Origin of the sequence: Mesorhizobium sp. M7A.F.Ca.MR.176.00.0.0, assembly GCF_004023165.1 — a bacterium.
Lineage (GTDB): Bacteria > Pseudomonadota > Alphaproteobacteria > Rhizobiales > Rhizobiaceae > Mesorhizobium.
Genome location: NZ_RZTC01000156.1, coordinates 1 through 11,420, shown reverse-complemented (window position 1 = coordinate 11,420; position 11,420 = coordinate 1). Strand labels below are relative to the sequence as shown.

Genomic DNA, 11,420 nt, shown 5'->3' with positions numbered 1-11,420 from the left:
GAGGCACGCCGTCGAGCGGCAGCGCCAGGTGCGCCGTTGAGACGTCGATGCTGAACGGGATATCATCCGCGACCAATCGGCGAACGAGGTCCTTGTTGGCGTTGGTGCCGAGATGCACCCAATCAGCGGCGGCGGCAACCGTATAGTGCTCCGGCGTCGGCATGTAGTTTTCACCAACTCCGAAGGATTCGTGGAGAAACTTCCGGTCGCCGGATTCGTCGCGAAGCAAGGTGACGGCGGTGTCACCAGGGCGGCGTTCGACATCATCCGGCGACAGGCCAACGCCGGCAAGCCCGGAAAGCACCACCTCGCCCTCTGGATCCTCGCCGACGGCGCCGAAATACCGTGCCGCCCAGCCATTGCGTCGCCATTGCGCGGCCACGTTGAGCGCATTGCCGCCGACCGTGAGCAGACCGTTGGTAAGGTAGGCGTCAAGACAATTGTCGCCGACCGCGACCAGCTTCGGCGCATTCATGCTGGCACCGTTGCGCGATTCAGATAAGGCTCGATAGCGCTGAGGCAGCGTGTCCAGGCCCTCACCGGATCCAGTGCGTAGGAGCCGTTGCCAAAGGGCTCGAAGGTGAGCTTTCCCGCATAGCCGAGGAGCGCCAGTTCGCTCACATAGTCGCCGAGCGGCAGCGTCCCGTCGCCCCACACCAGATGTCCGCCTGGTGTGCCGTCGACAAGATGGACGTGTGCCAGCCGTGAGCCGAACAGATCGACATACCTGGCCACGGTGTCGCCTGCGGTGGCCATGGCAACGCAATCCAGGACGATGTCGATGTTGTCTGCGCGCAACGCGTCCAGCATTCGGCGCAGACCTGCCGCGTCGTTGACGATGTTGCTCTCGAAGCGCTGCATGGGCTCGAGCAGGCAGCGCAGACCGACTTGGGCGGCATGTGCGGCGATCGAGCCAAGTGCCTCCACCGATCGATCCCATGCCGAATTTGTGGCTTCGTCCTCGTAGCCCCGACCGGGGGTCAGGAACAGATAGCGTGCGCCCAGCGCTGCGCAGATATCAGCGGCATGGCAGAACCGCTTGATGCTGTCGCGGCGCAGATCCGCGTCGCCCGAGGCGATGTTGATCGGATACAGCACCTGCTCAGGAGTGAAGCACCAAGCAGACAGGCCGTTGTCGGCGAGCGTCCGGCGGACAGAATCGATGCGCGCGTCGGTAGCGTGGAAGAGGTCGAGGTGCTGGGCAATGCCCCATAATTCGATCTCGTTCATCCCGAAGTCGCGGATCAGTTTGGCGACCCTTTCGAACGGAAAGTGCTGGAAGCTAAAATTGGCTCCGATCAGCTGGTGGGACGCAAGCTGCGGCATGAAGGGTCCTTTCGCGGAATGATTACTTGCCGATGCCTTCGGACAGGCCACGGATGAAGTAGCGCTGCGCGGCAAAGAACACGATCACAATGGGCAAGGCGGAAATCGTCATGGCGGCGAAGACCACGGCATAGTTGGTCCCGTGCGTTGCCATGATCGACGTGAGGCCGACCGGCAGCGTCTGCACGTCGCTGCCACTCGTGAAGATCATGGCGAACAGATACTCATTCCAGGCGAACAGGACATGCAGGATGACGCACGAGATGATGATCGGGCGACACAATGGCAGGGTGATGCGCCAGAATATCTGGCCTTCGCTTGCGCCGTCCATCGTCGCGGCCTCGTCGAGATCGCTGGGCAGATCCACCATGTAGGCGCGGATGAGGAAGGTGGTGAACGGCACCCGGAACGCCGTGTAGAGAATGATCAGCGCCCAGTAGGTGTTGTAGAGCCCGAGCGCCTGCAGCATCTTCACCAGCGGAATGATCGCCACCGTCGGGCTGAGCATCAACCCGCCCAGCACGATCGCCACAACCAGCGGCTTTCCCGGCATTCTTGTCCGGGTCAGGCCGAAGGCCGTCCAGGCGCTGATGAGCACGGTGCATATGGCGGAGGCGACAGTCACCAGGACGGAGACGGTCACATAGCCGCGAACGCCTTGGTTCCAGGCCTGCACATAATTGTTCCACGACCAATGGGCAGGCAGGGCGAAGGGATCGCCGAAGATCTGCGCATTGTCCTTGAAACCGCTGAGCGCCATCCAGATCAGCGGATAGATGACCACGACACCGAGGCAGACCAGGAACGAATAGAGCGATGTCCTGGCAATGACCGACCATAGATTGACATGCCGGGCCCGCCCGACTGCGACCGCCGCACTCATAGCTGCACCCGGCGACGCTTCGTGTACCAGAGCTGTGCCGCGCCGGTGAGCATGGTCAGCACGAAAATGACGGCCGCTATCGCCGCGCCATAGCCGAAATTGTCCTCGATAAATGCCTTCTGGTAGAGCCATGTGCCCAGCACCTGGCTGCTGTTGTTTGGCCCGCCCGCGGTCATCACCATGACCTCGTTGAAGACCTGGAAAGCGCCGGCGATGGTGACGATGATCATCAGCCCAGTCATTTCCCGGGTTAGCGGAAAGGTGATGCTCCACAAGCGGCGAAGCGGTCCGGCGCCGTCAATTGTGGCGGCATCATAGAGGTCGCGCGGAATTTTCTGGATGGCGATGGCAAACAGCAGCGTCGAATAGCCGAAGCCCTGCCATTGGCTCATGGCAATGATGGCGTAGATGGCGGTGTGCTCGTTGCCGAGCCAGGGCATGACGAACTGGCTGAGACCAGCGCGGCTCAGAACCGCGTCCAGCAGACCAATTTGCGGCTGGTAGATGAAGTAAAACAGCAGGCCGGTCACGGTGATCGAGATGGCGGAGGGCACGAAGTACACGGCGCGCCACAGACGGCGCCAGCGTTCGCTCCTAAGATCCTCGATGATCGCCGCCAGCAGGAACGCGCCGAAGACCTGGAACACGACGGAGATGACGGCGTAGAGGCAATTGTTCCAGAGCGCGACCAGCACGACTGGGTCGTGCAGAAGCCGGTCGTAATTGGCGAGGCCGACATTGCTCACCTCGCCGGTATAGATGTCCTGATCGGTGGTGCTGACGATAAAGTTGTCAACGATCGGATAATAGACGAACCAGCCGATGAGGATCAGTGCCGCTGCCGCCCATCGAAACGACAGCAGGTTGCCGAAGCGCACCCGCAGGCTTCTTGGCCTCTGCGATGTGGCAGCGTCGTGAACCACGGCGCCGCTCTCTACTATGTCCGATGCCCTGGCCATGATCCGCTTTATTTGGCTGCGGATGCGGCCTTGCGCACCTCGTCCATCACTTGCTCGGGTGTCATCGAGCCGCCTGCTAGCGCCTGCAAACTGGACAGCCAGACGGCAGCGACTCGCGGCGGGTTGGCGGTGTCCAACCAAGGCATGAGGTACGAGGCCGCGTTGATGTCCTTTAGGCCGTCCACCACGGCGGCGCTCATGTTGGATTCAGAGGCGCCGCCGATGGTGGCGCTCGGCTGGCCATAGGGCGGTGCTGACAGGATCTGCGCGTTTTCCTTCGACGTCACAAATTTCATGAAATCGATCGCCAGCGGGATGTTTTTCGACGCCGCATTGATCATGTAGCCCTCCGGCGCGCCCTCGATCGACTTGAGGTCACCCTTGGCGCCAGCCGGTACGGGCAGTCTGAAAAAGCCGAAATCGGCAGGCTTCAGCGCCGAATCCGAAGTGGCGGCCTGATCGAACTCGATGATCTCTTGATAGTACATGGCCGACTGCGCGTTGGTGAACGCCTGGAGAGCCGAGGCATAGGATGTACCGTTGACGCCAGCGCCGTCAGTGCAACGCTCGACAAGCTGGCTGAACTGCTTGAGCGCCGCGACATAGCCCGGATCGGTATATTCAGCCGTGGCCGGATCGAAGTCGCGTTCCAGCGTTGCCTGCGGCACATTGTAGGCGAGCAACTGGCCGGCAAAGTGGATTGCCGGCCAGGCCTCCTTGTTACCGAACGAAATCGGTGTCGCGCCGGACTTACGGATGGCGTCGCAGCTGGTCAGCAATTCCTCGAAAGTGGCTGGCGCCTTCAGGCCGAGCTTTCCGAACATCTGCTTGTTGTAACCCATGAACTTGGCGTCCTGATAAAGCGGGATGCCATAGAACTTGCCATTGTATTGAAACGCCTTGACGGCCGCGGGAGAGAGCGTCTTGCCCCATTCGGTGTCGGGACCGATGACCGCGCTCAGGTCGACGGCGCGATTGCCCCGCACGAAATTACCGCCCCAGCTGCCGGTCCAGGAGAAATAGACATCGGGCAGCGAGTTCGAAGCAACAAGGGTTTTGGTCTTGCCCTTCACGCTGTCGTCGCTCTCCTGGATGAGCTCGACCTTCACGCCCGGATGGAGCTTCTCATACTGCTGCGCCAGGTGGACGAAGTAAGGCGAGAGTTGCTGAAGTCCAAACTTGGTCAGGACCGAGAGTGTGCCGGTGTACTCCACCTTGGCGTTGGGATCGGCTGCAACCGACGCCGAAGCGGCGGAACTGCCGCATATCGAAAAGCCCAATGATGATACCGCGGCCACTGTGACCGCCACGACTTGCAGCGAACGTTTCATAATCAGCTCCTTCAGAGGTGAGAGGGGATCAGTATTCAACGCGTTTGTAGTAGCGACGGGTGGTCAGGGGGTGATTGCGCAGCACTTCGAGATGCGCACTCAGTCGCTCGAGCAAGGTGGCGAGCAGTACCGGTGAGATCATGCCGCGCACCTCTTGCGAGATGCCCGGCAGCTGGACCGAGGCAGCATCCAGCGTACGGACGCGGTCCGTATAGCGCTTTGCGAAATTCTCGACCCGGTCGGCGAGTGGGCGAAGGCGATCCTCGCCCTTGAATACGAAGACGCTGACGCCGGGCTCGACCAGTTCGAGCGTGCCGTGGAAAAAGTCGGCGGCATGCACTGGGCGGGTCCGGATCCACTGCATCTCTTCAAGGATGCACATGGCGTAATAGTTGGCTTCCGGCCACACCGATCCGGCGCCGGTAAAGATGTGGTAGGTCTCGTCCTTGATTGTCTCGGCCAGTTCGGCGGCTTTGTCCTCGAAGGCGGCCTTCGCATCGGCGAGCAGGCCGGGAAGAAGCTGAAGTTCCGCGACAGTAGCGTCGAAACTGTCATATTCGCCGCGCTCGGCCAGCAGTGCCAGGACGATCAGCAGCGTCTGCAGGTAGAATGATTCCGATGAGGTGTCGTCTTCGGCGAAGTTCGTGAAATTGTGGTCGGCTTCCTGTGCGATCGGCGTGTCCGCATGGCCGGTGAGCGAGATCGTGCGCACGCCACGCTTTTTCAGGAAAGCCATGAGTTCGACGCCCTCCTTGGTCGTGCCTGACAGCGAGGGAATGACAACCGCGGCCTTGTTATCGAGGCCGGCCGGCGGATCGAGCACCACTTGTGCCGGATATTCGGCGCTCACCGGGAACGTGGAGTAGCGCTTCGCCAGTTCAATCGCAGGCAGAGTGAGAAGCTGCACGCCGCCGGTGCCCATGAAAAACAGCCTCTCGACGCCGTCCGCAAGCAGCGTGCGCATGAGCGAGCGCGCTTCGCCGGCGATGGCAACGGCCCCGCTCTGGATCCTTACGAAGCGGTCCCTATCGAAATTCAACATGTCGTCTTCCTTGTCCTCGGATGCGGCAGGCCCCTGCCCGGGCGCGAGCCTAAACGGGCCGTCTAACCGGTTTTCGACCAGTTCTGGCCGATGTGAGATCGATCTCACATGCGGATAATGGACACGCTGTTTCGCTATTGGCAAGCCCCTCGCGACGAAATTCTCTGAGATGGAAGGATTCCGGCTGCTGTCAGCGCCGGTTGTACTGAGCAACCGAGCCGCGCACGATCAGGCGTGTGGGGAACCGTATTTGGCGCGGCGCGATCTTCTTGCCGGCCAACCGTTCAAGCAGAAACCTGGCGGCGAGCGGCCCGATCTCGGAGATAGGCTGCGCCACGACCGTGATCTGCGGGTCGGTGAAGGTGGCGAGATTGAAGTCGTCAAAGCCGACCAGCGACACTTCATGAGGGATCGACAGACCCATCGAGCGCAGCCCCAGAAGAGCGCCTTGCGTCATCAGGCTGTCCACCGTGAAAAGCGCTGTCGGACGTTTGCGGCGGCTGAACAGGCGGATGGTGGCTTCAACGGCATGTTCTACTGTCGAGCGCGAGACGCTGATCAGCGATTCATCAAGCGCGATGCCATGCGATTGCAGAGAATTCCGGTAGCCGGCAAGACGTTCCTGCGCGGTAAAGATACGGGATTCGTCGCGCAACAGTCCGATCCGTTTGTGACCATTGGCGACGAGGTAGTCCACGGCCTCGCCCGCGCCGCCCTCGTTGTCGACGACGACGCTGTCGCAGTGCACCTCCTTGACGACGCGGTCGATCAGCACGACCGGTGCGCCGTCACGCACCAGCCGCACGATATGCTCGCTGTCAGTCGCTGAGGTCGGCGCCAAGATGAAGCCGCGGATGCTCAGTGAGCGCAGACTCTCAAGCAGCTCCTTTTCCTGTTCGACATTCTCTTCGCTGCTGGCGATCAGCAGGTTGTGGCGGTGCTTGCGCAGTTCCACCTCGATGTCGTGCGCGATGCGTGCGAAGAACGGATTCTGGATGTCGCCGGGCACGAAGCCGACGATCGGCAACTGACCGCTGCGGAGAGCCTGCGCTACGAGATTGGCCCGATAGCCCAGTCTTTCAGCCGCCTCCAGCACCCGCAGTGCGGTCTCGTCGCCGACATAACCGTAGCTGTTGAGCGCCCGCGCGGCCGTAGCGCGCGACACATTGGCCGCGGCAGCAACGTCCTTCAAGGTTATCCCCTTCTGCGTCACGGCTACTTGTCCTCCTGCGACCCTGAAATTGCTCAGGTCGTGTTCCGGCTCGGCGTTGCATTTCCCGTTGTGCGGCATATCGGCGAATTCTCAAACTGCCAACACAGCTTGTGCACGCTCTTTCCTCAAAGCGTCTCTGTCATCGATTTTGGAAGAAAGACCGGATCCGTGAACTCTGGCCGATCGGTTCACCGCACTAAGCCTTCTCCTCGCCCGAAACCGACAACAGTCGGCTCGCTTCGGCGGTGGCACAAACTCAGGGATTGGCGGCAGCCACTGGCAAAAGGCATCTAGAGAGGCCAAACGGCCCCCTGTTCTCTTTCATAAGGCTGCACATGCAGGTGTTCCCACCGTAGCGGTATGACCGAAGGCGGACATCGCAGATTGTTTAAAAAAGCTTATTAATTACTTGGAGCCAGCGTTGTCGACGTCAAAAGTGGTCGCGGGTAAGATTGCAAACACTATTTACAACCCTATATGCCCATTGCAACCGGACTGCCGCTGGCGGAGACACCCGTTGCCACGTTTCTTCCTGCACCTCGTCCTTGCCGGACGCTGGCGTCTTGATCCCGAGGGTAGCGAGCTCCCCGACAACGAAAGCGCGTCGGGACTTTGTAATTCCCAGACAAATCAGCGTTTTGAGGCGCGTTGGAGATGGTTCGAATATTCTTTCAGACGCCCTGCGCGACGGTCGCCTGACGCTTAATGTGAAGTAAAATCGTTGATTGCCCCCAGCATTGAGGGACATTTGCTGTCTCGGTGGGGACAACGGGCTCCGGCAAGTGTCCGCCAACCGGGTAGAGGTATCGGACCGATTGCTATGGCGTTCGGCGATGGATGATCTCTTCAATAAGTTTCGCGTCGGCTTCGTATTCCGCGGCTCGCGCAGCCATTTGGCTGGCCAAGCTATGTCTTTCCCGAGCGGCTTCTCGTTTCGCCGTCCGTTTCGCCAACTCGGCCCGCTGCTGGTGCGCTCTTAGAAGGCTCCAAAGGGCCTGTTCCGCATCGTCCGCCTGGGCCTGCAACAAAACGTCCGCTCCGAATGCATGTCCGGTGTGACAACGGTAACGGGTAATCGGCCCGTCTTCGATCTCCCAAAGCGGTCCGTGACATTCGGGGCAGACAAATGTCGAGGGGATGCCAAGCTGGCGTTCTGTCTGTTCCATTGTGCTGTGCTCCTGAGCAGCAATCGCAGCCTCAAGGCGGATGACAGGCGGGATTTCTGGTGTCGGCCCTGCGAGTTCGGACGCAAGCCTGCGCAACAGGCCAGCCATTTCGGACAGGGCGACGCAATGGTCGACTTCCACATTCTGCAAGGCGCTCAGCGGCATATCGGGTACTGCAGCGTCGTCGGGATCTTGGACCACGCTGACCCCTCCGCAAATTTTGATGGCGCGCAAGCCGGCCGTCCCGTCGGAGAGGCTGCCCGTGAGCACGACACCAATCACGCTGCCGCCAAAGCTGCAGGCCACTGATCGAAAAAGGGGATCGATGGCAGGGCGCGCCAAATTCTCCCGCGGCCCGCGCCGCAGCAGCATGTGATCATCATGTAAAAGCAGGTGAGCTCCGGGCGGTGCAACGAAGATGTGCCCGTTTTTAACCTTCGTGCCGCTGGCGGCATTCGCTACGGGCATGTTGGCAGCGCGACCGAGAATGTCGCCGAGGTAACTCGTGAGACCGACGTGCTGTACGATGAGGAGGGCCGCCGGAATGTCCGGAGAAATATCCCGGACAAGTCTCTTCAGCGCGTCAACGCCCCCCGCGGAGGCTCCGATTGCGACAATGCACCGGTTCTCGCAATCGTGGGGCGGGACCCTCTCGGGCTGCTCTGCACGCTTCGAATCTGGTCGTGGTGCGGAGGTGGCCATGTGTGCTTCACCCACATTCAACTAAGATGTCGATGCGAGCGCTCCCGCTGGTTCGTTGCTGGTCGGACGCCCTGCCTTCGTCGTCAGCTCCCAGACCCGGCGCCGAACGTCGCTGCTCCCGAAACGACTTCGGCTCTGAACTAACGCTTAGATGTGCGTTTAACTGCAGCCTCCGCCATAGCAGGGGCCTCCTGGATGCTTGCCGCGCCGCCAAAATCCGCGTTCTTGGTTCTGCCGGCTCCCGGGCCAGCGCCCAGATCAGCGCCTGTGGTCGGATCGGAAGCCGGATCGGAAAGAGTACGCTCGGCCATCTTGGCTACCACCTTCATGTCTTTGGCGCCCAGCTTCACAGTTGCCAGGCCGTCTCCGCCGTCGACAGGCATCACCTGTTCAAGGTCATCGATGCGATCCCACTCTTCGCCGGAATTCCATGGGCCAGTGACATCGCCGTCGCCTTGAGAGGTGTTGACGTACAGGTTGGCATACTTCTCGATGCCCGGGAGCTTGCCTGACGGGAAATTGTTTTCGATGGCGTAAAGGGCTTTCTCAAACGACTTCTGGTGAGCGATCTCGCGGGTCATCAGGAAGCCGAGCGCGTCCTTGATGCCCGGGTCGTCGGTGATGTTGATGAGGCGTTCATAAACGATCTTGGCGCGCGCTTCGGCCGCGATATTCGATCGCAGATCCACCGTAGGTTCGCCGCGCGAGTCGACATAGGCCGCGGTCCAGGGAACGCCGGCCGAATCGCAAAGCGCGGGAGCATCGCCGAACAGAATCGATTCCTTGGCTGTCGTACCGCTGGCGCCGATCATCAGGTAGAGGTCCGCCTCTTTCATTTGACCCTCGGCAAGTTGTGCCTTGAGCCCCTTGTTGAGCATGGTGACTATCGATCCCACCACTTCGAGGTGGCTGAGTTCTTCGGTTGCTATGTCGAGCAACATGTCGCGACGGCCAAGATCATCTTCTCCAAGGCCTTGCGTGAAATAGCGCATCGCCGCGGCGAGCTCACCATCGGCGCCACCGAACTGTTCCATGATCATGCAGGCCAGGCGGGGATTAGGCTCCGAAACGCGGACGGTGTATTGCAGGCGCTTGTTGTGCATGAACATTGGCAGTCCTCCAGGGGGTTGGCTTTCCCAACATCCGCCAGCGAGGATTGTTCCAAATTGCATTGGGTGACGCAGTGGCCGATCCGCGAGGCCATGGCGCGCTATGGGGTGAAATCCGTGTCGGGACGCACCTCGCGGCAAAACGCGCATACGAGATCGATCGTCGCCTCGACATCGGCAATGCTGAGAACCTCGGATGGGGTGTGCATGTAGCGCAATGGCACGGACAGGAGCCCGGTGGCAGCACCTCCTCGGTTGGTTTGCATGAGGCGGGCATCGGTCGGGCTTTTGTCCCCATAGGCCTGTAACTGATACGGGATGCCTCGGCGATCAGCGGCTGCTCTGAGGAGGTCGAACACGACGGGGTTGGTGCTTGGACCTTGCGAGATCCCGGGGCCTTTGCCGAGGTCCAACTGACCTTGATCTTCTGGCTTGGCGAGCGGGTAATCCATGGCCACGCCCATGTCCACAGCAAGTGCAGCGTGCGGTGCGAGATTGAAAGCAGCCGTCTGCGCGCCCCTGGAGCCGATTTCTTCCTGGACAGTTCCCAACACATACACGCCCACATCGGGATGCAGGCCGCCATCCTCTTTGAGCCGCCTCACGATCTCCATGCCAATGAAGAGACCGGCCTTGTTGTCGAAAGCACGTGCCATCGCGCGATCGCCAAGCAGCATCGTGAAGCCTGCATTCAGAGTGACCGGACTGCCAATTTTCACGACTTTTTCCGCGTCTTCCCGCGACGTGGCGCCTATATCGATCCACAGATCCTTCAAGCTGGGAGTCTGGCTGCTATCGGACAATTTGAACGTCTGAATCGCCTTGCGGCCAATCACGCCCGCAATTCGCTCAGCACCGTGCACCCAGACACGCTGCCCGATCTCTGTAGCGACGTCTGTGCCGCCAATCGTGTTGAAGAACAGGAAGCCCTCTTCGTCGATATAGTGGACAATGAAGCCAATCTCATCCATGTGGCCAGCGTACATCATTCGGAATGGCGCCTGGGGGTTGATGACCGCGCTGACGTTGCCCAGTACGTCCGTAGTCACTTTGTCAGCGAACTCGCCTACATACTCACGGTAGAGCTTGGCCACCGGCTGTTCGAAGCCGCTGGGCGACGGCGTCGCAATGAGCGCCTCAAGGCGGGCAAGAGATTGTTGGCGCATGTTCGGCTCCGCATTGATGAAGATCGATGCCTAATCTTCGCATCCGCTGTTCGTTCCCTTCGAACAGTGTGTTGTCGCAGCACCTACGCGCTCGCGGGCGAGCTACTCCAAACGACCGAGGCCGCATTCGTTCGCGGCACCATACTGCGATTGCTAGCGACACGGGTGTTAACCCGGTTAGGCAAAGCCCAAGCTGAGTAGTTCGTTCCGGATAGCCGGAATTAGTATTCCCTGACAATTCGTCGGAGCAGGCGCTTGGAGCGCGTTGGAGATGGTTCAAATTTCCCTCGGGTAGCGAGGTGCCTGTCTTGGAGGGCGCCTGCATGTCCTCGAAGCTGAAAGAGTGGCGCTCCATGGGAACTGTTTTGTGCGCTTCCACGCCTTGTGGCAGGGCTGCGTGAAAAATGAGCTGCCCGTATTCGTGACTACCTAAGTCACTTCCTGGCTGATGTAGGGGTGACTATCGGCTTGGAAGTGCGGCAGCGTCGCCTTTTGGAAACCATGAACTCGAGGTAGCCATTTC

At 60.4% G+C, this 11,420-nt stretch carries 10 protein-coding genes; all 10 read right to left on the bottom strand.

All coding sequences use genetic code 11. The features are described 5' to 3' along the window. Positions 1-475, bottom strand: a 475-nt coding sequence (locus EOB59_RS31425; protein WP_245486840.1) for a PfkB family carbohydrate kinase, incomplete at its 3' end; no start/stop codon positions are given. Then, positions 472-1,326: a sugar phosphate isomerase/epimerase family protein gene (locus EOB59_RS31420; protein WP_128290049.1), complete on the bottom strand. Its 855-nt coding sequence runs from the start codon at positions 1,324-1,326 to the stop codon at positions 472-474. The genes EOB59_RS31420 and EOB59_RS31425, both read right to left, overlap by 4 nt. Before the next feature lie 22 nt (positions 1,327-1,348). Then, positions 1,349-2,209, bottom strand: a complete 861-nt coding sequence (locus EOB59_RS31415) for a carbohydrate ABC transporter permease (RefSeq protein WP_128290048.1) — start codon at positions 2,207-2,209, stop codon at positions 1,349-1,351. Continuing rightward, positions 2,206-3,168 carry a sugar ABC transporter permease gene (locus EOB59_RS31410; RefSeq protein WP_128290047.1) on the bottom strand — a complete coding sequence of 321 codons (963 nt, stop codon included), beginning with the start codon at positions 3,166-3,168 and terminating at the stop codon, positions 2,206-2,208. Before EOB59_RS31410 ends, EOB59_RS31415 begins: the two co-directional genes overlap by 4 nt. A gap of 8 nt (positions 3,169-3,176) precedes the next feature. Further along, positions 3,177-4,499, bottom strand: coding sequence for an extracellular solute-binding protein (locus tag EOB59_RS31405; protein WP_128290046.1), 1,323 nt, complete (start codon positions 4,497-4,499; stop codon positions 3,177-3,179). 28 nt (positions 4,500-4,527) lie between these two features. Beyond that, positions 4,528-5,541: an SIS domain-containing protein gene (locus EOB59_RS31400; protein WP_128290045.1), complete on the bottom strand. Its 1,014-nt coding sequence runs from the start codon at positions 5,539-5,541 to the stop codon at positions 4,528-4,530. Between the two features lie 190 nt (positions 5,542-5,731). Next, positions 5,732-6,754 (bottom strand): LacI family DNA-binding transcriptional regulator, encoded by a 1,023-nt coding sequence (locus EOB59_RS31395; RefSeq protein WP_245486839.1) that lies wholly within the window; start codon positions 6,752-6,754, stop codon positions 5,732-5,734. An 818-nt stretch (positions 6,755-7,572) separates the two neighbouring features. Beyond that, positions 7,573-8,622, bottom strand: a complete 1,050-nt coding sequence (locus tag EOB59_RS31390) for a chemotaxis protein CheB (RefSeq protein WP_128290043.1) — start codon at positions 8,620-8,622, stop codon at positions 7,573-7,575. A gap of 140 nt (positions 8,623-8,762) precedes the next feature. Next, a complete protein-coding gene (locus EOB59_RS31385) occupies positions 8,763-9,731 on the bottom strand; it encodes a manganese catalase family protein (RefSeq protein WP_128290042.1) in 969 nt (322 codons plus the stop codon). Between the two features lie 101 nt (positions 9,732-9,832). Then, complete coding sequence (locus tag EOB59_RS31380; protein ID WP_128290041.1) at positions 9,833-10,897, bottom strand: M20/M25/M40 family metallo-hydrolase; 1,065 nt, start codon at positions 10,895-10,897, stop codon at positions 9,833-9,835. Positions 10,898-11,420: the final 523 nt, after the last annotated feature.